The sequence below is a fragment of the Leptospiraceae bacterium genome (genome assembly GCA_024233835.1).
Taxonomy (GTDB): domain Bacteria; phylum Spirochaetota; class Leptospiria; order Leptospirales; family Leptospiraceae; genus JACKPC01.
Map to the genome: position 1 here is coordinate 1,111,231 of JACKPC010000002.1, position 25,485 is coordinate 1,136,715.

A 25,485-nucleotide genomic window follows, 5' to 3' on the forward strand; every position below is an offset into this window, starting at 1 on the left:
ATAAACAGGATATATCATGTTCCGGTTCCTATTTGTAGTCTTTGCAGCTTACCTTTTCTTCCCGGCTTATTATGCCTATTTCATTGCAGTATTATTTTTAGGCTTCATGTTTCAAATTCTTTTTCATCCTCGCTATTTGAAAATCAGTTATTATCGTATAATTTCTTATCGCTACTGGGAATTCTGGCCGGCTCAAATTTTCTACCTGCCCTTAATATTCATAATCTCATATCTTTGCTTCCATTATCGTTTGTTTCCGAAATTTCTGAGTCTTGTGAATCCCTGTTTCCCATTTGGAGGTTTAAGTTTTGATTCAAAATATAAAATGCTCCTACCTTTTCAAATAGCTCCAGACTATATCGCCCAAACCCTTTATATTTCTCCGAGTTCAGAAAAGGAAGAAGCTATTAAAAATATACAAAATACCTTTTCTTATCCCTTCGTTGTAAAACCCGATAAAGGACACAGGGGGAACGGTTTTAAGATTATTCGTTCTCCCTTAGAATTAGAAGCCTATCTCAACAATGCAAAACAGGCATTCCTGGTTCAGGAATATATTCCCTATCCTCTGGAATATGGTTTCTTTTACATTCGCCTTCCCTATGAAACCAAAGGTTTTTCTCCTTCAATTACTCGAAAAATACTGAGTGAAATAAAGGGAGATGGAATTTCCAGCCTTGAAAAACTTATTTTTCAGGATCCGAGGAGCCGGTACTTGAGTTCAATATTTATGGAACGTAATAAAGAGAATCTTCGCCTGATTCCAAAAAAGGGAGAAACCATTGTATTGGGTAGGGCCGGAAACCATTGTCAGGGTGCTATTTTTGAAGATGGAAAAGAAGATATCCGGGAGAAAACAAAAGAAGTCTTACTCCAGATCTGTGATTCCGTTCCGGGTTTTGATTTCGGGAGGATGGATATTAAATTTAAAAATGCAGAAAGTTTACAAAGTGGAAACGGATTTAAAATCTTAGAGGTAAATGGAACAGAAGCAGAATTCACCCATATATATGATAGAAAAAATAATCTTTTCTATGCTTATCGAGAATTATACAGGCAGTGGAATTTTATTTTCCAAATAGCTACTATGAGAAAAAAGAAAGGAGAAAAGTCCAGAAGCCTGCTAAAGCTTCTGAAACTATATTTGAAGTTTTTTCTGTTTGAAACCAAAAAGACTCTATCAGATTAATTGGTGTAACGAGAAATCTCGAGGATAAGAAACTCTGTTTTAGAACCATCAAAATCTACAATGGCACTATCTCCCTGTTTTTTTCCAAGAAGAGCCATACCGAGAGGAGATTGATAACTGATAATACTTTTTTCTGTATCTGTATCCCAGGGTCCAAGAATGGCATAATTTAATTCTTCCTGGGTTTCCGAATTCTTAAGTTTTACACGGCAACCGATATGAATCCGGCTGGTTTTAACATCAGAAAGGTCAATAATCTTAGCACTTTTCAGCTCCGCTTCCAGTTTAGTAAGCTCAGCACGAAGTTGAACCTGTCTTTCCATGGCAGCCTTATATTCAGCGTTCTCTCTAAGGTCACCTTTTTCCTGGGCTTCCCCTATATCACGAGAGTTTTCCGGCATTTCCACATTTACAAGATATTCAAACTTCTCTTTCCTTTCATTATAAGCTTTACGAGTTACTAAAACTCCCGATTCAGGTAAGTAAAGGTTGATATCGTCTTCTTCATCCTCTTCCACCACAACCGTATCTTCCCACTGAAAACCGGGATTCGATTCTGTTATAAGGTTTAAAAACTTATCTTTATCCGGATCATTTATATAAGAAACTTCTTTAAATAGAACATAGAATTTTCTTAAAGTATCGTTATCAGAATTCGAGATAATATCTTTCAAAGTAGCATTTTTACTACCAAAGATTATATCCATAGCACTATTTTTCAGCTTGGTACCCTTGGGCTCTATTTTCACCAGAGGTTTTAAAAAGCGGAAAAGCTTCAAGGAAAGGTCTTTAATTGAAATCTTTAACCACTCATAATTCCAGCTTTTAGTCAAAATCGACTTGGCTATCCATAAAAATATTTCAGGATAATTTTTATTCTGCTCCATCACATTCTGTATGAATTGATTCAGTTCATCAAATTTCTTTTCAGATACCAGAAGAGAAAAGACATGTTTATTTACTTTTATAGGCACTTCGTAAAGAATATCGAGGAGAATTGAAATCGCTTCTGAATGAGAATCCAAAACGATTTGAACAAATTCTTTTTTAATCTCTACGTTAGTTATCTCCTGAGAAATCTTTAATAGTTCTTCTTTTTCAAGAGATTGAATAAGAGAAGACATTTCCTGTGGTTTTATCATCCTCGGAATTTCTTCAGGGCTTGTCTGGGCAACAGCCAGATCTAAGAAGATATAGGCCAGTATTTTACGTAGAGGATCTTTACTATTCTCTTCATCCAGATAAAAATGCAGGAAGTTCTCAAAGGCATCTTCAGCTGCTTCTATATCCTTAAGTGCATCTAAAGCGATATCCAGCTTCTTATTCAAATCTGTTAAGGCATTAAATTTTTCAGTTAACTCTTCTGAAAGCGTGATAGGCTTGCTGCGGTAGATCACTTCATCTTTCTTCTTCGGATTAAAGCCTACAAAAGGATCTTTTTTCAGAGCCTGTTTGGCTTTTGTCCACCACTTGGACCAATCTTCTGATTTTTTAAGAAACTTCTCGACGACTTCTGTTTTTATCTCAGACAAAACCATCTTGTTATCATCCTGAGAAGTCAGCAACATTACCATAAACTTCGCGACATCATTTTGGAAAAGCGCATTGATCTCATCAGGATTTTCGTAATATTGCACCCATATATGATCTTTCTTAAGAGGCTTCAGGCTATTGATAGCCATTTGTATGGATAACTTATGATTTTCCTTATCTTTAAAATCTACATAGATAGAATCTGTTTCACTGCTGATCGAAACAATCTTGCCAACACCCCAGTTTCTGTGTAAAACATAATTGTTTGTATCAAATACAATGTTTCTCTCAAAGTTATTGATACAGGCTTTAATTGGCTTTTTATTATTTCCGATTTCAGAAATTTTTAAAAACTCGTCTAAAAGAGAATGGCTCTGGTATTTTACTTTATACCATTTAATAAGTTCATTCCTCGCCTTCTGAGAAAGTGGTTCATGATCCAAAACCTTTTTCAATAGAAATATTACATTATCTACATCTTCATATTGCTTGTAAATTTCAATAATAGGAAAAAGAAGGATGACAATTCGAGCTTTTTCCCGGTTACTTACCAGGATTCGTTCAATTTTTTCAATGAATTGTATATCTTCATAAGAATGCTCAACGATAGTAGGCCAGATCTCATCCAGTTGTGAGTAGTCTTTTGCTCTTACAAAATATTCCGCGGCCTGCTTTAAATAGACCATCGCCTTGTTTTCATCTTCATGCAAAATAGATAAGGCGTATTTCTTGGCTACTTCAGGATTCTTTCTGTCCTGCCTGGCGAGCTTTTCTAAAACTGGCTTTAGCTCTTTATTTTTATTCAGTTTTTCAAGGGCTTCCGCTTTATATTTTAAAGCAAGCCTCTGGTCTCCAAACTTTAAAATTTTATCTGCAATATGTTCTACAACAGTCCATTTTGAATAGTTTTTAAAAACTTCCAGAAGAGAACGTAAAACACTCATATCCTCCACTTTCTCTTCTACTAAAGATACGATTCCATGTAAATAACGGGCAAAAATACTATCCGGATAATCTTTCAAATGCTCCTGAATTTTTTCTTTGGCTTCGTCAACATGCCCATTTCCCTGGTAAGACTCGATTAAATCATCTAAAATTTTAAATTTAGTAACAGGAATAGACCCCGGATCCTGTCTGAGATAAATTTCCTCATTAAACAAAGCGGTAAGCTTTTCAATAGGACTTTGAATTTTTTCTCCCTGAACGGTAGCGTGTTCGGACATTAAGATTACTCCAGAATATACAAGATGATATAAGTAGTGAATATCGATATATGTAGGTGAGAACGCGAAAAAACGAGTATCTCACTTTTCCAAGGTATTTAAGGGGTTAAAATAGTAAACCATAAAATATAACCAAAGCGAGTTTAGTTATATTTTATGGCACTTCTCGAAAAGAATACCTTATTTCAGGTATATATTTTGCTTAGTTTGTATTGCTGGTGTTACCGGAAGTACCGCCGGAAGCTCCACCGTCGCCATTACAACCTACTCTGTCTAAAATTTTCTTTAATTGCTCTTTTTTAGCTTTGTCTTCATCATCAAAGTTTACATCTGCACCATCAAAATGAACTTCAAATACATCAGTTAAAACTTTCAATTCATCCATGAAGAGATAAACCATTTCGCCGGAAGTTCTGGGCGTAGAACGAATTTTAAATTGTTTAAAAACCAGAGTTTTTGTCTGAGGAAAAGAATTAATATCCTGAGGAATGCTGGATGGAATTTGAGCAGTCAAAGGTCTCCAGCCTACAAAATCCAGGGAACCAAATTTAACAATATGGTTATCTCCTTTCCAATCTTCTAACCAACCTTCCAACTCGTATTCGTTTCCTCTTCCGAGAACCCAAACCGATAATGCTCTCGCTACACCGGGAAGTTCAATTCCGTAAATGGTGAAAACGGCATTTTTAGGCTGTCTTTTTTCCTGATCCTTTTTGTAGTCATCACGACTCAGATCATTATCAGTAATGTAACTTCTGATTCTTTCAACTTCGTATTGTTTTGTTCTGGGCGGACGAACCGTTACTTCATTGTACCCAGGATAGGTAAATTGGAATTTTACTCCCAAAACCTTGTTTTTCTCTACATCGATATATTTGAGATCCTGAGGTTTAACCTTATCGATGAGTTTAACTTCTCTCAATGCCTGAGAAGAAGGAGCTAATTTTGGATCATACTTGAAATTGTTATCTTTCTCATAAGTAGGAGGAATTGCACTGTCTTTGTCAGTGAAAACCTGCCAGCCGTATTCAGCTTCCTTTACACAATCCCAGGATTCAACAGTAATAGCTTTTATTTCAGCACTGCTCAAATCACTCCCAATAGCAGTTCCCAGAGCATTACTTTTTGCAGATACAGTTCCCAGGATAAGGCCAATAGCGAGTAATGATGCCGAAAGCACAAGACTTGTCTTTCGTATTTGTTTCATATTCTTTAATCCCCTTTTCAACAGTCTAAATTAATTCTACCAGTTGTCCTTGATTTCATATCCAGGATACATCATGTCAGTTTTATCAGTTCTAACTTCAAGATTATCCAGATAGAAATAGAAATCCCCACCCACTTCATGAGTGTCACTGGTTACATATAGAGAAACAAAGCGAAGATTTTTATCCTGTAAAGAAAATCTTGAACTTTGTGGAATAAAACCCGGAACAGAAGCTGTTAATTTTCTCCAGCCAAAAAAGTCCAGCTTACCCAGTCTAACGCTGTGAAGCTTGCCTTTGTAATCTTTCAGCTTTGCGTAAAGAGTATGGTTATAATTTCTTCCCAGAACCCAAACAGAAACCTGTCTCGCTTTGCCTTTGATGATGTATTCATGAGGGGGAGATACTTCTACTCTGTCAAAACCTCTGTTAGCAAAATAAGTTTTCACACCCAGAATGTGGTTTTTATTCATTAATTCCTCTTGTCCATCAGATGCAGGCTTTAGACCATTGTCACCTTTCACCATTGGAACAGACCTCTCATCAAATACATCTTTAATGAGCCCTCTTTGTACCATTTTTACAAGCTTGGTTTCTCCGAGAGGTGTAGTCGACTTTGCTCTCCAGTCTTCTGCTTCCTCAAAATCCTCTAAAATAACTCTTTCAAGAGGATCTTTTTTACCGGAGTCTCCGCCGGAAGAAGCCCCTGTACTGCTACCAGAAGCGCCAGCACCAGCAGGTTCTTCTGCATAAACGGCAGCTATTGATAGCAACAGAAGTGATACCATCGCTATAAACTTTTTAAAATTCATCAGAATCTCTCCTCATTTCGAACGGACTTAATTTAATTACCTTAGTAAACGTATAAACTATTTTGCAATTCTTATTCTTTATTTTCGTCCATTAAGGCTTTAAATTTTGATAAAATTTCTATCATCCTATCTACACCCTCTGAAGGTATAAAGATAGAAGATTTCTTGCTATTTGACCATTCAGAAACCTTAAGATAAAAACCCGCCTGGTTTTTCTTCAAATCAATCAAAAAAGTCTTGTTATGGGTAACAATCTTTTCTGTTTGTATCTCAGGATCCATCTTCCCTCCACCAACTCCCTTTATCTTAAAGCCTGAAAAGCCAAATTATACACTTATATATATCGGAAAAGAAAATATAAAAATTAGCAAGAGAAATAATAATGCAAATTTCTTATGCTTCTTTCTTTTTTTTTCTCTCGATTGCAGTGTAACAGCTCTTTACGATATTCTCTGCGTTAAGCCCAAAACGGTCAAGCAGTTCCTTCCATTTTCCGGAAGTCCCAAAAGAATCTTTCATTCCTACCTTAATCACCGGAACCGGAAAATTTTCAGATAAAAACTCACTCACCGCAGAACCCAAACCTCCCACAACACTGTGCTCTTCACAGGTAACTACTGCTCCACATTTTCTGGCAAATTCCAGGATTCTGTCTTCATCCAGAGGTTTAATCGTAGCCATATTCAGAAGAGAAGCGGAAATCCCCTTTTCTGCCAGTATTTCAACCGCTTTTTCTGCTTCTTGAACCATAAGTCCGCAGGCGATAATACAAACATCTTCTCCGAGAGAACGAACTTCTGCTTTTCCTATTTCAAATTGATAAGGTTCTTCTCTTTTTAAAATCGGAATTGCCGGTCTTCCCACTCGAACATACACAGGCCCTCTATAATCAGCAATCTTATGAATTACCTGTTTGGCTTCTGTGTAATCCGAGGGACAAATTACAGTCATTTCGGGAATCACCCGCATAATGGCAAAATCTTCAATACACTGATGAGAAGCACCATCTTCTCCCACCGAAATTCCACCGTGAGAGGCCACGAGTTTCACGTTTAATTTTGGATAAACTACCGAATTTCGGACCACTTCCCAGGCCCTTCCCGATAAAAACATGGCAAAGGAAGAGGCAAAGGGAACCAGGCCTGCAATCGCAAGCCCGGCAGCATGACCGACTAAATTCTGCTCAGCCACCCCTACATTAAAGAAACGGTTAGGGTATTTCTTTGCAAAAAGTGCTGTCTTGGTTGAACCGGAAAGATCCGCATCCAACACCACCACATCAGGCCTATCAGCTCCTAGCTCTAAAAGAGCATCTCCGTAGGCATCACGGGTGGCTTTTTCTTCAACTGAAGTTGAGTCTGTTAAACTTCCCATTTTATCCCTTCAAGGCTTCTGCTTTATCAGTATTTTCCCAGGTAAAAGTATCTCCCCTTCTACCAAAGTGTCCGTAAGCAGCGGTTTCCCGGTATTTCCTGCCCTTCTCGGTAAGTTTCAAGCCGGTAATAATTCCTTTCGGAGTCAGGTCGAAATTGGCTCGAATTCTTTTAGAAAGCTCTGCTTCAGAAAGAGTTCCTGTACCAAAAGTATCTACTAAGACAGAAACCGGCTCTGCTACACCAATCGCATAAGCTAACTGTACTTCGCATTTCTTTGCCAGGCCTGCTGCCACAATATTTTTTGCAATATAACGTCCCATATAAGCAGCAGAACGGTCTACTTTAGATGGATCCTTTCCGGAAAAAGCTCCACCCCCATGCCTTCCGTATCCACCATAGGTATCTACAATAATTTTACGACCGGTCAAACCTGCATCTCCATGAGGTCCACCTATTTCAAATTTTCCTGTCGGATTAATAAAAAAGCGGGTATTTACCAGAAGATTCGCCGGAATAATTTTCTTAATACATTCTTCAATGACAGCTTCTTTGATTTTATTCTGGCTCACTTCAGGAGTATGCTGGGTAGAAATTACAATTGTATCGATTCTCTTGGGTTTGTTATCTACGTATTCCACCGTCACCTGTGACTTGGAGTCCGGTCTTAAGAACTTTAATTGCCCGCTATGTCTCAAATCGGACAGCTTTTTTAAAAGTTCATGGGAGTAATAAATCGGCATAGGCATAAGTTCTTCGGTTTCATCGATAGCAAAACCAAACATAAGCCCCTGGTCTCCGGCTCCCTGTTCTTTAAAAAGTCCCTCTCCTTCCGTAACACCCTGAGAGATGTCAGGACTCTGTCTGTGCAGGTGCGAAGATACAACTGCATAGTCCGCATCAAAGTACATGTTTATATCGTTATAGCCGATTTCTTTAATCACATCACGAGCCAGAGTAGCCGTATCGACTTTTCCCTTACTGGTTACTTCTCCGGCAATGACTACAAGATTGGTTGTAACCAGGGTCTCACAGGCCACACGAGAAGATGAGTCCTGTTCGAGATACGCATCAAGAATAGCATCTGAGATTTGGTCACAAATTTTATCAGGGTGTCCTTCCGAAACTGACTCGGAAGTAAAAATGAAGTCTTTTAAAGACATAATACCTTCCTTTTTTGTTAAAAACAGGTAATAGGAGAGATTGTTGTTTCAAGCAATTTAAGAAACACAGGGTAATGGTAGGAGTAAATGTGAATTAAACCGTCCTTCTCTCCCCATGGGGTTTAAGGCCTGCTTTTCAACTTATTTTAATTACAAGGAATTCTATAGCCTACAATATGTCAATCGATTAGGTAGAAACAAGGGATAGAAAGGAAGTGGTCGCTTGCGTTACCATCGGATACTTTGATACCCGATGGTGGGTGCATCGAAACTGCTTTTAATTATGTCCCTCTTCTTTGGCTCTTTGTTCATTCGTTACAAAATTAAAACTCATTCCTTTTGCTTTATCTATATCAACAGTCATTTTGACATCAGAGATAAACTCAATACGAAGCACTTTGTTTTCAAAAAGTTTTGCTTCCTCTTCAGGTCCACCTTCCAGAAGTTTACCTATTTGATAGGTAAGCGTTTTTTCTGTCTTTCCGGTAAGGTTTACCTGGTATTTCCCGCTGACAGGAAGATATACATCTTTTCCTTCGACGGTCATTTTTCCCATATCTCCGGAACTATTGCTAACTATAAGCTGTCCGTCTTTAATTCTTATAGTATCGGCATGACTATTGTTATGATACCAGCTACCATTTGTACTGGCTAATAATTTTTCCAGATCAGAGCTTAGCTTCTGTGTTGGTTCTGCATTCACCTTCTTTTCCGTTTCGGAACCTGTTCCTTTTTCTTGCTTCGGAGCTTCACAAAAAAGAAACAGAGATAGAATGAATAAAATATAAAAATATTTTTTCATATTTTAAAATATCCTTTAACTAAATTATTATAGCATATAACCGGATTAGATCGAAGAAAAGTCAAGTTATTTTTGACTCGCTCTTTTTATTTTTCGAAAAGCAGGTGCTTATTTACGATTACAAAAAAACAGTGATTTTTTAAAACTAACAGTATTTATTTCTTGCATTTAATAAAGGACTCCCTATTAAAAATAGTCTTAAAATTATCATGAAAAACAAGACTTTTCTCTCATTCTACGTGAATCTCAGCCTTAAATTAGAACTCTTCACGGTATTCGTTCCGATTCCCACCTATGTCTATTTTATCGTGATTTTAGGCTCCTCCGGACTTTTAGGAAGCGTTCAGGCGATCGTCATTGCCGGTTTAGTCTGCGGAGGCTACACAGTTATTTGGGGAATCGCGATTCGCTATTTCCGTTTAAAAAAGATTTTCGACCAAATAAAGCTTCTTGAGGAAGGAAATTTAAATGAAGACCGTAAGCGTGATTTGAAGCTTATAATTTTACAGTATCCTTTCAAAGAAAGCCGCACCATTATTGAACGCTGGCTCGCCGGAGGCATAAGCGGTGCCCTGCTCTATTTTCTAATTACCTGGGAAGTAATCTGGTCTATTCCTTTTACGGTTACCTACGGCTTTCTTTTCACCATCCCCATCTCTTATGTTTTCTATGGTTTTATATCCGAATCAGAGATGAGAAAACTATTAAATCAGTATGATTTTCATAGCGTAGAAGTTGAAGATTCTGAAGCTCCTTTCATGGGGTATTTCCGACGAATTTCTCTTGTACTTTTTGCTATTGTTATTATTCCCACTTCTATTTTTGGCCTATTTTTAATTGCTTCTGTAAATAATCTCTTTAAAGTAAACAATCCGGGTTTATCCATTGGTATAGTCTCTTTTCAGGCTCTTGTTGCTATTGCTATTTTAACTTATGTGGTGGGAAAGTCAATAAAAATGGGACTTTCTAATGCTAATTCAGTACTTGAGGAATTAGGAAAGGGCAACTTTTTAGTAGAAACATCACGTATTTCTTCTGATGAATTCGGCAAACAGGGTTTCCTTTTGAGAAAGGTTATTTATGATCTTCGTAAAATGTATGATGAAATAACAGACCTAAACTATAACCTCGAAGCAAAAGTAGAAAAACGAACCAAAGAACTATCAGAATCCCTCGAAACGATTTCTAAATTAAAGTTCCAGCAGGATGGAGATTACTTCCTTACCACATTACTTTTGAAACCCCTCAGTTATAATAGGGTCATTTCGGGCAAGAGAATCCAAATTGATACTTTCACCAAACAAAAAAAAGAATTTCAGTTCAAAAATAAAACCCACGAAATCGGAGGAGATATTTGTATTGCCCAGGACATCAAACTAAAAAATCGAAACTATACAGCTTTTTTAAACGCCGATGCGATGGGAAAATCTATGCAGGGGGCCGGAGGAATCTTAGTTCTGGGCTCTGTATTCCAATCTATCCTTCAAAGAACGACAAGCTATCAGGATTTTTCAAATGTATATCCGGAAATGTGGTTAAAAGCGACTTTTAAAGAAATGCAAAAGGTTTTCGAAAGCTTTGATGGCTCTATGTTAATATCTTTAACTTTTGGTCTGGTGGATGATAAAAGCGGAATGGTTTTCTTCATCAATGCTGAACATCCCTGGACAATTTTACTCAGGGATAATAAAGCAAGTTTTATTGAAAACCAGATGTATTTTCGTAAAATTGGAACTACTGGAATTAAGGGGAGTATTTTTATTTCTTGTTTTAAAATGAAACCGGGAGACCGCTTAATTATGGGTTCCGATGGAAAAGACGATCTCGTATTATCAAATGACTCAGAGAAAGGCAGACTAATTAACGAAGATGAAACATTAATTCTTAACTATATTCAAAAAGCCGAAGGTAATATACAATCGGTCTACAATAATATCGTAGAAGATTATAGTCTTATGGATGACTTTTCTTTATTATCCATTTCTTATCCTCATAATGAGGAAGATTTGGATTTAAAGAAAGAGGTTCAGGAAGTAATAAAAATCGCCAGGGCTTATATCCGATCCGGAAAAGAATCAAAAGCTATTAATACTTTAGAATCTTTTTATAATCTACATAAGGAAGAGGAAATTGGTAAGGCCCTGGTAAAACTTTATATAAAAACAAATCAATATAATAAAGCCTGTAATTTAAGCAGACAGTTTTTAAGAGAAAATGAAAGTGATTCTAATCTCTTATTTAAAATATCCTATTGTATGAAGTTAAACCAACATATTGAAGAGGCTATTGAGCTTGCAGAAAGAATAAAACTACGAGAACCGGAGAATATTCGCAATCTAATCCATCTTGCAGACTTATACACTTATATAAAAAATTCAAATAAAGCCAATAAAATTTTAAGGAAAATCCTGAGCTTAAAACCGGACAATGAATTGGCCTTAAGAATAAAAAAAGATATTGAGATTTAGCATATATCTTCTTTATCTATTCTCCCTTGCCTTCCTCAAGCTAAAGCTTAAGGAAAGAAGGCATGTTCTATTCTCTCTTGACTTTTTACTGCATTCCTCCTGTGAATGTAGAACGAACCCTGTCTAATCGAAACTCCGGAAATTACAAAAACTTTGACAGCATTGTCTTTGTAAATAAGCGACGTATAACCCTGAGAACGATTCTAAAGGCTCTCTTAGCGTATTTCGACTGACCGGGTTGCTGTCCTTTAGCTTCAGTGAGGGAAAACCCATCAGTCCGTATGGGTATATATTCAGAAACTAAATGTGTAGAATGAAAGTGACCTACCACATCGAGACCGTTAAAGGGAAGCAATCGTTTGATTAGATCCATTATATATAGTATTTTCGTATACAAAGTTTTCATATATTAACCTTTTATTATATTTCACTGTGTTTTCCTTAGCCCACAACTTAAGTCGTAGGTTAAGGAAAGAAGAAATACATTTTCTGTTTTTCTTTTTTTTAAATCAAGTAAAAAAAGAAGATAAAGAATTTAGAATATTCATTTTTTTTAAATAATTAGGGAAAATATCCACTTTTCTCTTCTAACTCAGCCGGACACCCCGAAGCACGCTATGCTTCGGCGCGCTTTGCTTGCTCAGCAACCGCATCCGGCCGGGAAAAAAATATTCGGACTTAAAACCGGTTTATTCCGTTTCTTTTTTGAATTTCAAGCTTCTGGAAACAGAAAACTACCATTCCATTTTCCGGGTTCTGGAAACATCAGGTAGAGAAATTGCCTTGACGAAAGACCTTGAAATCCACATTTTAGAACTAAAGAAATTCCTGAATACATCCGGAACTCAGGAGTCTAATTTAGAAGATTGGATATATCTCATCCAAAAAGCCGAGAAATTAAAGGAAGAGGACGTGAAAAAGCTCAAAATCAAAAACCCCGTGATTCGTGAGGCTGTGGAAGCTCTTCAGGATATTTCTCTCGACAGAAAAACAAGAAATTACTACGAAATGCGCCTGAAAACAGAAAGAGACCATGAAGCCACTATCGAGTATGCTTTCGAGGAAGGACTCAAAAAAGGAGTGGAACAGGGAATTCAGGAAGGAAAAGAACAGGAGCGCCTGCTGGCAGAGAAAGAGATAGAGAAGGCACAGCGCCTTGCGAGTATTCGTGAAAAACGAGCCGAGCATAAAAAAGCCCTCAGGACTGCGATAAATTTAAAGAAAATGAATCTTTCCATTCAGGTGATTTCCACTGCTACCGAACTCCCGGAAGCCTATCTGGAAAAGTTTTTTATGCTTCGATCTCGCTATTCAGCCGGACGGTGAATCATCCGGCTGGGATAACGCTTTATATCTCATTGCAAGCTGGTAGTTTAGAAAAGGGCTTTAGCCCGATAAGAAAGGGTTTTCTTATATACAAAATGCATTTCAAGAACAGTCTATTAGATAAGTCTTATGATTTATGTCGTTTCCCGAGGGCGTGGGTTTAACCACGTCATCGGGTGAAAAGAACGGTCTGAATAGGAATGGTCGCGACCATTCCTTACCAATCGCTAATATCTAAACAGCCGGACGCTGTGCTTCAACTTACGCTCACAGACTGTGTGAAAAGTCTCGTTATTGAATATTTTTTGTTTGTCAGGAATGTAATGTATATAGAAAATTTCCTTATAACGATAAAGAGTTATAGGTGCAGCTATGAATTATATACAAGGAACTTCTCGAGAACAGATAGTATTATACAGTGAATGTTTGGATAACGTCATAAAAGAAGATAGTCCGGTAAGGGTTATTGATGCCTATGTTGATAATCTCGATCTTAAAAAATTAGGTTTTAAAATTCCAAAGTTAGAAACAGGTAAACCACCATATAATCCACATGATTTACTAAAAATATATTTATACGGATATATAGAACGAATCCGAAGTAGCAGAAAATTAGAGAAGGAATGTAATAGAAACCAGGAACTTAGGTGGTTAACAAAGAATCTCGCCCCGGATTTTAAGACAATAGCTGATTTTCGAAAAAATAATAAAGATGGAATAAAAAATATCTTCAAAGAGTTTTTATTCTTTTGCAAGAAAATGAATCTACTAACTCTTTCAATAGTTGGAATTGATGGAACGAAGCTAAGAGCACAGAACGGACAAAATAATGTATTTAAAAGAGAGCGTATTGAAAATATCGAGCAAAATATAAAATCCAAAATACAGGAATATTTGGAGGAATTAGAATTGAATGATATTTCCGAAGCAAATGAACTAAATCTTAAAGATGGAGATGAAGCCAGGGATGTATTAAATAAACTAAAAAGACTAACGAAATACAATGATAAAGTGAAAGGGATTCGGGAATTATTTGAAAACGACCCGGAACTACAGGTCTATTTTGCTAACGACACAGATTCAAGATTTCAAAGTGACAAAGGAAAAATTCGTCCTGGATATAATGCCCAAACTGCAGTGGATAATACAAATAAGTTGATTATTGCAAATGATGTATCGCAAAAGTCAAATGACCTGGAACAAATGACTCCTATGATTGAAAAAGTCCAGTCGATAAAAGAAGAACTTAAAATAGAAAATGAGACAAATGCAGTAATGGATTCCGGATATTTTAGTGAAAAAGAAATAATGAATAATAAAGATAAATCGGGGATAAATATTATAGTACCAGATACCAAATCTGCACTGGATAGTAATAATAAGCGTGAATGTAAAAGTAATCCTGATAAACTTCCTGCAAAAGGATATGAAATCCAGGATTTTGTTTATGATAAAGAGCGGGATATATACGTATGTCCGGCAGGAAAAGAATTAAATAGACAAAATGAAAATCCAAGACAGACGTCATACGGGATTTATGTAAATGAGTATAAATGTAAGGAATGTAAAGATTGTTTTCATAGAGCAAAATGTACCAATAGTAAAACTGGACGAACTATTCGGGTCTCGATAAACCGAGAGACAATGGATGATTTTAAAAAAGAGATGGGGAACGAGGAAAATAAAAAGCTAATTCGTAAACGTAAGGAGATTGTGGAACACCCATTTGGCACTATAAAGAGAAATTTGGGGTTCACTTACTTTATACAAAAAGGAATTAGAAGCGTTCAGGCCGAATTTAGTTTCATATGTTTTGCTTATAATTTTAAAAGAGTCATAAATATTCTGGGAATAAGGGCTTTTATAGATGCTGTAAATGCAAAATAGTAGGAATAATAGATTTTTATTTGATGGATAGCAATGAATTTTCTCTCTTTTATGACTTATAGTAAATTTATTTACTAAAAACCAATTTGGAATGATTGGTTTTTAGTTTTTTTAGTAAGAACCGAGTTCGTCAATATCTACAGGTTTTTTTTTGCTCACTTTTCACACAGTCTGTCAGCAACCACATCCGGCTGGGGAAAAAATCCAAAAAGTATCCCAAAAGTCCAGTTTGGCTTTCCATTTCATTGAAAATTTTTGTTCCATTTGTGCATTTTCAAACCCTTTATAGTAGGAGATCATAAAATGAAACAGAAAGATACGGAAAAACAGAACGGGCTTTTACCTTTATATAGCGATATCGTATTTAAGATATTTTGCATAAAGAAACCTCATCTCTTAGCAAGACTTTTAGATGCCGTTCTCGGATTTAAAGGAAGCGATAGAATCGAAAGTTTACAAATACTCAACCCGGAAATAGCCTTGACGAAAGATCTGGAAATCCATATAATAGAACTACCCAAATTTCTGAAACAGGTAGAAAAACTGGATACCGAACTGGAAAACTGGTTGTATTTCCTTGGAAAAGCCGAGCATTTGCAGGAAAAAGAGATGAAAGAGTTACAAGAAAGAAACCCGGTCATGGAAGAAGCAATAGAAGCTTTGAAAGATATTTCCCTCGACGATAAGACCAGGGCTTATTACGAGATGCGCTTGAAATCGGAACGGGATTTTATGGCGATGAGGCATTATGCCTACCATGAAGGACTCAAAAAAGGAAAGGAAGAAGGAATTCAGGAGAGCAGTGAAAAAGAACGCTTTCTAACTCAAGAGATAGAGAAGACGCAGCGCCTTGTGAGTATTCGTGAAAAAAGAGCTGAGCATAAAAGTAAACTCAGGACTGCGATAAATTTAAAGAAAATGAATCTTTCCATTCAGGCGATTTCTATTGCTACAGAACTTCCCGAAACTTATCTGGAGAAGTTTTTTTTACTTCGATCTCGCTATTCAGCCGAACGCTAAACCATCCGGCTGGGATAACGCTTTATATCTCATTGCAAGCTGGTAGTTTAGAAAAGGGCTTTAGCCCGATAAGAAAGGGTTTTCTTATATACAAAATGCATTTCAAGAACAGTCTATTAGATAAGTCTTATAATTTATGTCGTTTCCCGAGGGCGTGGGTTTAACCACGTCATCGGGTGAAAAGAACGGTCTGAATAGGAATGGTCGCGACCATTCCTTACGATAACAGCTATACCTCGTATTTTTAGATTATCATAATATTAGAAGAAACATTCTCTTAACCCCACGTTTCTACGGGGGTTGGAGAATAATAGCATTCCCCCAGGGCGGTCGTTTACGGCTGCCCGGCATTGAAAGCATGACTTTCCAAAAGAAAAACAAGCTCTGGAACCATTACTAATTCCTAATCCCTAAACCCTATTCTGTCCCGGCCATCTGCTATACTATTCCCGTGAATCTAAAAATATCCTACCTCTATCGAGACTCCGGAAACTACAAGACTTTCGGCACTGCTGTCTTTACAAACCAGCGGTGCATAGCCCTGAAAACGGTTTTAGAAGCCCTCAGAGCGCGTTTACTGGACGGAGAATGGTTTTATCCGGAAATGTTTGAACTCCCTACTCTTTTTGGGGAATTTTTTAGTCCTTTGGATGACCCAGGCTGGCATGAGTTTGAAAGCCTCGAAGAAACGGAGGAAGAAGCAAATTATGGAGATATTTGTTTTTTGATGGAAAAAATGGGGGATGGTAAGATAGGGTGGAAGTAATGGAAGCCTTACTTAATTTGATATTCAAAAATACTACAGAAAACTGGACGCTTGAAGCCAAAGAAGCGATTCATTCGGTATTTGGTAGTGGTAGCGGACGATACCCGGAAACAAATCAAAAACTATTCAGTCTTCGTAATCCAGAAAGTAAAGCGATGAAAGTCCCTTTCACGGCTCTGATTCATCCCTCGAATCCCGATTCGGGAGGATACGGTGGAATGAGTCTTGTTTTTTTCCCAGTTGAAGGAAGTAAGCCCTTGGTTGCTTTTGTAGTTGGAACTCAAGGAATTAGTCCTGATGAAATGATTTTAGGAAAGCCAGGACATAAGAGAAAGTTAAACGCTATCTGTTCGTTTTTAAATCAAAAGGCCAAGACTCAGGATAGACTTGTCGCTTGGAATAAGTTTGACCCTTTACGTATTGATATAGATTCTAAGCCTATTTTAAAAGAATACCCAGAATATCAGGATATTTTTTCCACTTACGGAAATGTAATTTATGCTTTCTTTGTTCCAAGGGATGATAAAAAATTTAACGAAGAAGCAATCAAGCTCTTTCTGGATTTTTATATGGAAGAACGTGGTGGTTCCGTTCTTAAAAACGTTTCTAAAGAGTTCATAGATTTAAAGTCACAATACTTGAATCACCTTTTTGTACAGTATACGGAAAAAGATATTTATAATATTCTAAAAAACAGAAGATTTTTAATTCTGCAAGGACCACCCGGAACAGGAAAAACGCGTTTAGGAAATCATCTTTTGAAAAATTTTTTCTCTGGGAATGGAGAAGTTTTTCAATTTCATGCAAATGTCAGCTATGAGAATTTCATTGGAGGCCTTTTTCCTGAACCCAAAAGCTCAGAGATGGGATTTCAATTCCGTCCTAAAAAAGGTGCTCTTTTAGAAGCAATTGAAAAAGCAAACCAAAACCCAAAAAAAGATTATCTTCTTTATATAGATGAAATCAACCGTGCTGATTTATCGAAAGTTTTAGGAGAGGCTATTTATCTTTTTGAAGAGAAAGACATTCAGGATAGAGAAGTAAAACTGAACTATGATTTTGCCGGTTCTATAGGAACGAATTTAAAAATACCTGAAAATTTTTATCTATTAGGAAGTATGAATACTGCGGATAAGAGCATTGCTTCCATTGACTTAGCCATCAGAAGACGATTTGGTTTTATAGATATTTGGCCTGATTTGTCTGTAGTGCAAAACGAACTTATGCGAAAGTTCTTTAACGAGTTAATTGAAATTTTTTTGGATTTTGCTAATGAAGATAGCTTTTCGATTATTCCAGGTCATTCCTATTTTCTGGAAACGAAAAACCCAATTTCCTTTTTAAAGATGAATCTTTTACCTCTTTTACAGGAATATAGAGCCCAAGGTTTAGTTTTGAGTTTTGTAGATAAGTTAGATTCTTATATGCAAAAAATTGCAAATTTAAAAGAAGCTTAGATGCATCCTCTACAAATTAGAAGCTCAACTATTGAACTCGAAGACTCAAGTCAAAGTTTTATAGATGCAGAGTTTTTAATTTCTGGAAGAAAACCCAGAGATATAAATGCTCTGAGTGGTAGATTAGCTGAGCAGTTCATCCGTTTTAATCTACAAAATTTTCAAAGGCTAAATCTTGTTTCTGATATAACTCAAAGAAATAATCAAGTTCTTATAAAACTAAAAACACAAAATTTCATAGGAGCGATTCCCTTATTTTCACCAACTACTTATGCCTATGACTATTCTCTTATAATCAAACCTCGATTTGGTTGGGCGGGAATGGGAAGTCTATTATCAGAAATGGGTTGGAAAGTGTTGCCGGAAATGCTCAAGCTTCCACAGCTTCCTCATTCGGAAAAGAAAATACCTCCCTGGGTGCTTTCTTCCGTGATTCTGTTTCGGATAAGAAATCTCTTACGAGAAATACATAAAAACTTTCAGTTTCAAACCCAAGAAACGAGTGTTCCCAAAGGTAAAATCCTCTGGAATCAATATATAGAGAAAAATGTAGTTAGAGGAAATTGGCTATCTATTCCCTGTAGATTTCCTGAACTTTCCGAAGATGAGAAATTAAAAGGAAATATACATTATATTCTTTTACAGCATTTACATAGTTTGCAGTCTCAATTAGGAGCAGGTATTTTCTTACATAGACTCATTGAAGAATGTAAGCTTTTGCTTACCTATGTGCGAGATACGCAAGCCAGTCTACACAATGAATATTATAAAAAGTTTATGCGTAACGTTTTTACGAAGAGTAAAAACATAGAAGAAGGAATTGAAGCCATTGATTGGACAGTTCAACAAAAGGGACTTGCTGGGCTCGGAGAAACCTCTGGACTGCCTTGGATTTTGAACATGGAAAGCTTCTTTGAGGCTTGGATTGAAAGTATAGCAGAAGCAATTTGCTTAAAAACCGGCTATCGCCTAAAATCAGGTCGCAAAAGAGAAACTATCACTTCAATTAAATGGGAACCTTCCTATCGTGGTTCACAGAAGTTTCTATTGCCTGACGTTGTATTAAGAAAAGAAAATAAAGTAATCATCATTGATGCAAAATATAAAGAGCATTGGATTGAGTTGAATCAAAAATCATGGAATTCTATAGATAAGGAGATACAAGAAAGACATAGGGAAGACCTTTTGCAGGTTCTGGCCTATTCGAGTTTACAATCGTCGGAAGAGCTTACTTGTATACTCATCTATCCTTGTGAATATGCTTTTTATAAAAGCTTAAAAGAAAAAGAAGAACACTACATCAAAGCCGAAATTTATGCTGAGTATAGAAAGATTCAGATTTATCTTTTAGCCGCACCTTTAAGCATGGGGATTGGTGAGATAAGTAAGGATGTGGTGGAGATAATAAAAAAGGAAACACAATAATTATGAATGTTAACTTAGATTTTTTACAAGCTGGATCAGGAGACTCATTTCTATTGAGTTTTTATGATAGCAATCATAAATATAATATTTTAATTGATTCAGGTACAAAAGGAATTTATGAACTAAGTTTAAAACATAGACTAAAAGCACTTTGTGAGAAAAAAGAAGTTATTGATTTATTGATTATTACTCATATAGATATAGATCATATTGGTGGTATTTTAAAATATGCAGAAAGAAATATGATGGACGGTAAATTTATTAAAAAACTTATTTTTAATTCAGGAGAAATTATCTCAAAACATTTTAACTCGAATATTGACCCTTCTCGTGAAACAAAAATTAATATTGAATCGACAGCTTCTCAAGTAATAAATACAAATTATAAACATGGAATAACTTTTGAAAAAGTATTAAGAGATTGTTTATCCAACCAATGGTATCAAGAACTAATTATCCAAGGAAAGGATATTGATTTAGGCAATGCTAAATTAACAGTTTTATCTCCAACATTAGAATCTCTAGAAGAATTGAATAAAAAATGGCAAAATGAAATTCCCAAAAATGACTCGATAAACTCATCTAACAGAAAACGTGATTGGGACAAAGAGATAGCTACTTTGTCAAATTTTAATTTTTTACAGGATAATAGTCTTCCAAATAAAAGTAGTATTGCATTTATATTTACCATTAAGAACACAACTAAACGCATATTATTTTTGGCAGATTCTCATATGGAAACTATCAATAAATCTCTAAAACTTCTTGGTTATTCCGAAAATAATCCTTTGAAAGTGGAGATGGTAAAACTTTCTCATCATGGCAGCAAAGGAAATTTAAATTACGAATTTTTAAATTTAGTTCGTTCACAAAAATTTCTTATTTCTACAAGTGGTATAAATAAGTTACCCGACAAAGAAGCCTTATCGAGAATAGTATGTAATTCAAAAAGGAATATTAGTGAAACAATAGAATTTATTTTTAATTATCCGAGTCGCAATTATAAAAATCTTTTTACCTCTGATGATAAAAAGAAATACAATTTCATTTGTTCATTTAACGAAAACAACTCTAAGTGGGCAAGTTTAAAAATATGAATACAGATGATATTCTTGCAAAATTATGTGTAAAAATTGAATCTAAATTTAACTCTGAAACCTCAGTTGGTTCTGGATGCATCTTCTATAATGGAAATGATGGAATTTATATAATTACAGCAGAACATTGTTTGTATGGAATAACTTATGATGAAAACTTTAATTATGAATTACGAGAAAACTTTTCACTGAATGATCTTTCCATTAAATATCAAATTGAAGAAGGAAAAGATTTTATTTCATTGAAACCATGTAAAATTTTATTTTCTTCAAAAATAACTGATGATATTTGTATAATAAAAATTTCTAAAGAAGAACTCATTAAAAATAATTTGTATTTTTCTAATATTCTTCCAATAAAAATTTTAAAAACACGATTTAAAAACAGGAAATATAAATTTAAAGGATATCCAGAAGCGACTTATAGCAATAAACAAATATCCCTTGAAGGAAAAGAAATCGATATTCCTGCAGAAAGAATAAGGTTTACACTCACTATAGATAATTTGGATGGAGGAAATTCATTTGAAAGTATAATAAATCATTTTCAAGGATTTTCTGGAAGTGGAGTATTTATAGTAGAACATGATTCATTATATCTTGTTGGTATTCAAAAAGGTTTAGATAATCCAAACGCTTATTTCAATCAAGTTATCTGTCATGGGCTAGATCGTATAAATGAAATAATGCTGCAAGAAATGCTTCCATTTCGTTATGCAACTTTGCCAGATTTAGAAAGAATAACAGATAGCAATATTGCAAGCAACTACAATTCTTCCATCGGAGTTAAATTACCAGATGGAAAAAGTATTAATGGTAATAGGGAGTATGTATTTTATAGAAAAGAAATTGAAAAAATCCTATCTTGTATAAATAATCCTACAAATAAAAAAATTATTTTTCTCACAGGTGAAGCTGGATCTGGTAAGACATCATTTTTACTATCTTTGGTGAATATAATTAGAAACGAGAAATATACCCTGTTTCTTCAATATCGAGATTATATATCTTGTGATAGTATAGAATCCCTTGCGAAAAAATTATATCATTATTGTGATGGAATACAGGATTTTATAGGAATGTTAAGAAATATTTCTGAAAGGTTCATAATAGTTATTGATTCACTTGATGTAATTTCTTGGAATGAAGATAAGTTAAATATCTTTATTGACTTTATTGAACATATGATTAATATTGAATGTTTGATAATAATATCTATTCGAACATTTGATTTAAAAAATAATGCTACATTAAGTCTATTTAAACCACAATCAGAGCAAGTGAATATCAATAAAATAGAAATAGAGGAATTAGAAAAGTTATTTGGAGCTTTGGATATAAAATTACCAGATGAAAAACAAACAGAAATATTTGATTTTTTGTCGCTTCCAATTAGATTAAATATTTTTTTTCAAATATATAAAAATGGCAAAGAGCTTAGTGGGCTGATTGATGAAATGTCTCTTCACAAAGAACTTTGGAATAAGTTTTTAGAAGATGAGCAGCAGAAGAAAAAAGGAGTATTAGAAAAGCATATCTTCCAATTAGTCGAATTAATTTTTGAACAGGAAAAATTAGATATTCCATATATATTGTTCCTTAAAAGTCCTGGCTTTAATGAGACTGCTTATAATATCTTAATTAGTAGTGGTTTGCTGTATGAAGCAAGAAATAAATCTCATATATCACTATTTCATCAAACATTTTTTGATTTCATTGCAACAAAATTTTTATATCAGAGTGGAATAAGTGTATTAGATTTTATTAGAAAAAAGCAGGGACTATATTTTTATCTGCCTACAATCCGATATTATTTCCAATTTTTGAGAGTTGAAGAAAATTCAAATTACCTTTTTGACTTAAATAAAATTCTTGAAAAAGAAGAGTTTGATATAATTATAAAAATAAATGTGATTCGATTCTTAGCCGAAGTAAAAGATCCATCATATAAAGAAATTCAGTATGTTATTGATATATTAGCTCGAGAACGTTATGATAAAGTATTTTTAAAGTTAGCAAACAAACATTGGTTTAAATACTTATATCAACAAGGATTCCATCGACAATTAAATAGAAAACAAGTTTATCCATTCTTGATTTTCACTAATCGTACTACTTTAAAAACTGAAAATTCTTTAATTGATATTATTATAGAACTTTTGAGATATAAATTGGAAAGTTATGAGTTATCTGTATTGTTGGAGATATGTAACCAATTTCCATTAAGTCTTTTAAAAAATATTTTTCCTACATTATATAAATCTCTTGTAGAAGTAGATAAAGCATATAATAAAAACTGGTTTTCAATTTCAGAAAAAATGTATAGGCACTTCCCTCATAACGTTTTGAAAGCATTGATGAATAATTTCATCAATCATGGTCGACTATCCAAGGAAGAACAAGAGTTAACCCAAAGTATTATCATAAAATTTCCTGATAAAATAAAAATTATAATAAAAGCTTTTGAAGAATTCGAAAATGAAAGAAGAAAAGTTTCAAATGAAACTTTTGATAGACAAACTAAAAATACAGATGAGTATTTTATATTTGATTCTGGTAGTATATGGAATTATGAAAGAAAGACTTTTTACTACGATTTTGAATCCGGTAACAGCCAAATAGTTCTTTATATTCTTGACCAAACTATAAAGATATTTTCTAAAAGTAATATTTTTGAATACGAAAAGGTGATTAGAGAGTTAACTAAAAGTAATTATGAGTCTTTAAACAGGATTGCTTTTCTTTCCGCTTTAGATAACGATTACAAGAAAGTCATATTGCATTTTATATTGAACAAAAAGTCATATTATGCTAGCACTATAAGTCACTTTATAAAAATTTATCTTGAAAAGATATGGAACATATTATCTCTCGATGAACGGCTTTTTCTTTCTAAAACAATTATTGAACGATTCGATGATATTTATCAAAAATTACCTGATGAAAGCAAATATTTAGCTTATGATTTTCTTTTAGAAATTAAGAACTCTTTTAAAAACATAGAATATCCAGAAATACTTTCTGAATACTTTTCTAAAGCTACAATGGAAATAAAAAAGCACTATGAAGAAAAAGGAACTACATTGCCAAAGGATGAAAATGAATTTATTCAATATTTTTCGCCTAGTTTAGGTGGAATTGGTGATGTAAAAACTGGAACTTCAAGTTTTACATCTGCTGAATTAGAGAATTCCACAAATGAAGAGAGACTAACTCTTCTAGAACGTTTTAAAACATATAAGAATCAAAATAATATAGGTTATTGGTGGGTAGAAGATGGAAGAAGACTCACTGAAGAAGTAGCAAGAGATCCAATTAAATATAAATCTCTTGCTAATGAAATTATTAAAAGAAATGATTTATTCAGATTTAGAGTATTTATTTTACGGGGATTGTTTGAGCATCAAAAGCAAAGAAAAGAGAATAAAATAGAGAACTTGCTTTCTTTCATTTCTACAGATGATATTGCTGATATTAATATAAGGTTAGTAAAGGGAGAATATCCAATTATTCAAGATAAAGATGTAGGCACACCAGACTTCGATTTTGTAAAATGGGTTGGGGAATTTTATGAACAGATTCCTATTATATATAGAAGTGAAGTAAAAAAGGAAGCAGTCAATATTATTAAAAAAAGTACTAAAAAGAATGGGTGGAAAAATTATCTATTAAATATACTTTGGACAATTAAAAAATTTTTCATATTTAAAATGGGAATAATCATTAACTCTAATATAATGGAAATAAATCAAGAAAAAAAAGACTATTTTGGTGCAGCCATTAATTCAGTAGATGGAATTGCGTTAGAAGCATTATCAATGATAATCTATCATGAGGTTGATTCTAATGTAGAAAAGGATATTTACATAAGGGCAGGAATAGACACTAACTTAAAGAATAGAGCAATTATTGGATACACATTAATAAATTTAAAAAATCATTATCCAGAAGATTGTTTAAAAATTTTGAAAATTTGGACAGAGGAAAAAGACTTTAATAGTTTAAAATATGGTGTAAGCTATTTTTACTATTATCGTAGAGAAGAAGTGCCAGTCATTATTTCTTTTTTGAGAAAATGGATAAATTTCTTTCAATTAGAAATTGAAAAATATGAAAACTTAAGTGCAGGTGCTTCTTTTTCTTCAAATTGCATATCACTTATAGTATTATTAGCAAAGAATAAAGAAGATGGCGTAGAAAAAATTTTACAGCAGTTAATAAATAGTACTGAAGAAAATTCAGAACAATACCAAATTTTAATCCCTCGTATTATAACAAATTTAATATGTAAAAAAGAAACGTATCAGGAAATACTATCTCCATATTTAGAAATGTTAGCATTATTAAAAAGTTCAAAAGTTAGAGATAATGTAATTTTTAGTGTTTCTAATATACCAACAAAATTTCTATCTAAAGAGAAAAAGCGAACTATCATTCTATCGGCTACACGAAATGGAGAATTTGAAAATTTCTCTTCATCGTATTCATTGACAAAAACATTACCAGAACTATATAATGATAATTTTCAGTGGTTTCTTGAATTATGCCAGGAATTATTTTTTAATAAAAAAGTAATCCCAATACCTTACTATGAATTAAATAATTATGGTAAAATATTAATTGATATCTATTTGAATGATTCTGGAAAAAGATCAGAAGTTGCAATATTAGTCAATAAGCTTATCGCTTTGGGTTGGGAATCAGGATTAAATGATATTTCTGAAATAGGGAGATAAAAA

Annotated in this window: 18 protein-coding genes; 10 read left to right on the plus strand and 8 right to left on the minus strand. The window is 34.3% G+C overall.

Annotated features, from left to right (window positions below; genetic code table 11):
• Positions 1-16 precede the first annotated feature (16 nt).
• On the plus strand, positions 17-1,189 hold the full coding sequence (locus H7A25_14170; GenBank protein ID MCP5501049.1) for an ATP-grasp domain-containing protein: 1,173 nt from the start codon (positions 17-19) through the stop codon (positions 1,187-1,189).
• On the opposite strand, the gene greA is transcribed toward H7A25_14170, so the two are convergent.
• The 7 genes from greA to H7A25_14205 all read right to left on the minus strand — a co-directional run bounded on the left by greA (position 1,186) and on the right by H7A25_14205 (position 9,300).
• The gene (gene greA, locus H7A25_14175) at positions 1,186-3,945 is read right to left on the minus strand and encodes a transcription elongation factor GreA (protein ID MCP5501050.1); all 2,760 of its coding nucleotides are present in this window, start codon (positions 3,943-3,945) and stop codon (positions 1,186-1,188) included. The genes H7A25_14170 and greA overlap by 4 nt on opposite strands.
• Before the next feature lie 202 nt (positions 3,946-4,147).
• Complete coding sequence (locus H7A25_14180) at positions 4,148-5,152, minus strand: endoflagellar filament sheath protein (protein MCP5501051.1); 1,005 nt, start codon at positions 5,150-5,152, stop codon at positions 4,148-4,150.
• Positions 5,153-5,188: 36 nt separating this feature from the next.
• On the minus strand, positions 5,189-5,962 hold the full coding sequence (locus tag H7A25_14185; GenBank protein ID MCP5501052.1) for an endoflagellar filament sheath protein: 774 nt from the start codon (positions 5,960-5,962) through the stop codon (positions 5,189-5,191).
• A 71-nt stretch (positions 5,963-6,033) separates the two neighbouring features.
• Positions 6,034-6,243 carry a DNA-binding protein gene (locus H7A25_14190; GenBank protein ID MCP5501053.1) on the minus strand — a complete coding sequence of 70 codons (210 nt, stop codon included), beginning with the start codon at positions 6,241-6,243 and terminating at the stop codon, positions 6,034-6,036.
• A 112-nt stretch (positions 6,244-6,355) separates the two neighbouring features.
• A complete protein-coding gene (locus H7A25_14195; protein ID MCP5501054.1) occupies positions 6,356-7,336 on the minus strand; it encodes a transketolase family protein in 981 nt (326 codons plus the stop codon).
• Position 7,337: 1 nt separating this feature from the next.
• Positions 7,338-8,498 (minus strand): methionine adenosyltransferase, encoded by a 1,161-nt coding sequence (locus H7A25_14200; protein ID MCP5501055.1) that lies wholly within the window; start codon positions 8,496-8,498, stop codon positions 7,338-7,340.
• A 277-nt stretch (positions 8,499-8,775) separates the two neighbouring features.
• Positions 8,776-9,300 carry a hypothetical protein gene (locus H7A25_14205; GenBank protein MCP5501056.1) on the minus strand — a complete coding sequence of 175 codons (525 nt, stop codon included), beginning with the start codon at positions 9,298-9,300 and terminating at the stop codon, positions 8,776-8,778.
• 209 nt (positions 9,301-9,509) lie between these two features.
• Here H7A25_14205 and H7A25_14210 point away from each other — a divergent pair, with 209 nt between their 5' ends.
• Positions 9,510-11,768: a SpoIIE family protein phosphatase gene (locus H7A25_14210; GenBank protein ID MCP5501057.1), complete on the plus strand. Its 2,259-nt coding sequence runs from the start codon at positions 9,510-9,512 to the stop codon at positions 11,766-11,768.
• A 142-nt stretch (positions 11,769-11,910) separates the two neighbouring features.
• On the opposite strand, the gene H7A25_14215 is transcribed toward H7A25_14210, so the two are convergent.
• On the minus strand, positions 11,911-12,174 hold the full coding sequence (locus H7A25_14215) for a hypothetical protein (GenBank protein ID MCP5501058.1): 264 nt from the start codon (positions 12,172-12,174) through the stop codon (positions 11,911-11,913).
• A gap of 230 nt (positions 12,175-12,404) precedes the next feature.
• Here H7A25_14215 and H7A25_14220 point away from each other — a divergent pair, with 230 nt between their 5' ends.
• From H7A25_14220 to H7A25_14255, 8 genes are all read left to right on the plus strand, one after another.
• Complete coding sequence (locus H7A25_14220) at positions 12,405-13,094, plus strand: Rpn family recombination-promoting nuclease/putative transposase (GenBank protein ID MCP5501059.1); 690 nt, start codon at positions 12,405-12,407, stop codon at positions 13,092-13,094.
• Positions 13,095-13,466: 372 nt separating this feature from the next.
• Positions 13,467-14,981, plus strand: coding sequence for an IS1182 family transposase (locus H7A25_14225; protein MCP5501060.1), 1,515 nt, complete (start codon positions 13,467-13,469; stop codon positions 14,979-14,981).
• Between the two features lie 303 nt (positions 14,982-15,284).
• Positions 15,285-16,001, plus strand: coding sequence for an Rpn family recombination-promoting nuclease/putative transposase (locus H7A25_14230; GenBank protein MCP5501061.1), 717 nt, complete (start codon positions 15,285-15,287; stop codon positions 15,999-16,001).
• 451 nt (positions 16,002-16,452) lie between these two features.
• Positions 16,453-16,767, plus strand: a complete 315-nt coding sequence (locus H7A25_14235) for a hypothetical protein (protein MCP5501062.1) — start codon at positions 16,453-16,455, stop codon at positions 16,765-16,767.
• Positions 16,767-18,224: an AAA family ATPase gene (locus tag H7A25_14240; GenBank protein ID MCP5501063.1), complete on the plus strand. Its 1,458-nt coding sequence runs from the start codon at positions 16,767-16,769 to the stop codon at positions 18,222-18,224. The genes H7A25_14235 and H7A25_14240 overlap by 1 nt, the downstream gene beginning before the upstream one ends.
• Positions 18,225-19,649, plus strand: coding sequence for a hypothetical protein (locus H7A25_14245; protein MCP5501064.1), 1,425 nt, complete (start codon positions 18,225-18,227; stop codon positions 19,647-19,649).
• 2 nt (positions 19,650-19,651) lie between these two features.
• Positions 19,652-20,746, plus strand: coding sequence for an MBL fold metallo-hydrolase (locus H7A25_14250; protein MCP5501065.1), 1,095 nt, complete (start codon positions 19,652-19,654; stop codon positions 20,744-20,746).
• The gene (locus H7A25_14255) at positions 20,743-25,482 is read left to right on the plus strand and encodes an ATP-binding protein (protein MCP5501066.1); all 4,740 of its coding nucleotides are present in this window, start codon (positions 20,743-20,745) and stop codon (positions 25,480-25,482) included. The genes H7A25_14250 and H7A25_14255 overlap by 4 nt, the downstream gene beginning before the upstream one ends.
• Positions 25,483-25,485 lie beyond the last annotated feature (3 nt).

What these genes read in the sequence shown, in the direction of transcription:
- H7A25_14170 (MCP5501049.1), top strand. Translation starts at nt 17, where the DNA reads ATGTTCCGGTTCCTATTTGTAGTCTTTGCAGCTTACCTTTTCTTCCCG.
- greA (MCP5501050.1), bottom strand. Translation starts at nt 3,945, where the DNA reads ATGTCCGAACACGCTACCGTTCAGGGAGAAAAAATTCAAAGTCCTATT.
- H7A25_14180 (MCP5501051.1), bottom strand. Translation starts at nt 5,152, where the DNA reads ATGAAACAAATACGAAAGACAAGTCTTGTGCTTTCGGCATCATTACTC.
- H7A25_14185 (MCP5501052.1), bottom strand. Translation starts at nt 5,962, where the DNA reads ATGAATTTTAAAAAGTTTATAGCGATGGTATCACTTCTGTTGCTATCA.
- H7A25_14190 (MCP5501053.1), bottom strand. Translation starts at nt 6,243, where the DNA reads ATGGATCCTGAGATACAAACAGAAAAGATTGTTACCCATAACAAGACT.
- H7A25_14195 (MCP5501054.1), bottom strand. Translation starts at nt 7,336, where the DNA reads ATGGGAAGTTTAACAGACTCAACTTCAGTTGAAGAAAAAGCCACCCGT.
- H7A25_14200 (MCP5501055.1), bottom strand. Translation starts at nt 8,498, where the DNA reads ATGTCTTTAAAAGACTTCATTTTTACTTCCGAGTCAGTTTCGGAAGGA.
- H7A25_14205 (MCP5501056.1), bottom strand. Translation starts at nt 9,300, where the DNA reads ATGAAAAAATATTTTTATATTTTATTCATTCTATCTCTGTTTCTTTTT.
- H7A25_14210 (MCP5501057.1), top strand. Translation starts at nt 9,510, where the DNA reads ATGAAAAACAAGACTTTTCTCTCATTCTACGTGAATCTCAGCCTTAAA.
- H7A25_14215 (MCP5501058.1), bottom strand. Translation starts at nt 12,174, where the DNA reads ATGAAAACTTTGTATACGAAAATACTATATATAATGGATCTAATCAAA.
- H7A25_14225 (MCP5501060.1), top strand. Translation starts at nt 13,467, where the DNA reads ATGAATTATATACAAGGAACTTCTCGAGAACAGATAGTATTATACAGT.
- H7A25_14230 (MCP5501061.1), top strand. Translation starts at nt 15,285, where the DNA reads ATGAAACAGAAAGATACGGAAAAACAGAACGGGCTTTTACCTTTATAT.
- H7A25_14240 (MCP5501063.1), top strand. Translation starts at nt 16,767, where the DNA reads ATGGAAGCCTTACTTAATTTGATATTCAAAAATACTACAGAAAACTGG.
- H7A25_14245 (MCP5501064.1), top strand. Translation starts at nt 18,225, where the DNA reads ATGCATCCTCTACAAATTAGAAGCTCAACTATTGAACTCGAAGACTCA.
- H7A25_14250 (MCP5501065.1), top strand. Translation starts at nt 19,652, where the DNA reads ATGAATGTTAACTTAGATTTTTTACAAGCTGGATCAGGAGACTCATTT.
- H7A25_14255 (MCP5501066.1), top strand. Translation starts at nt 20,743, where the DNA reads ATGAATACAGATGATATTCTTGCAAAATTATGTGTAAAAATTGAATCT.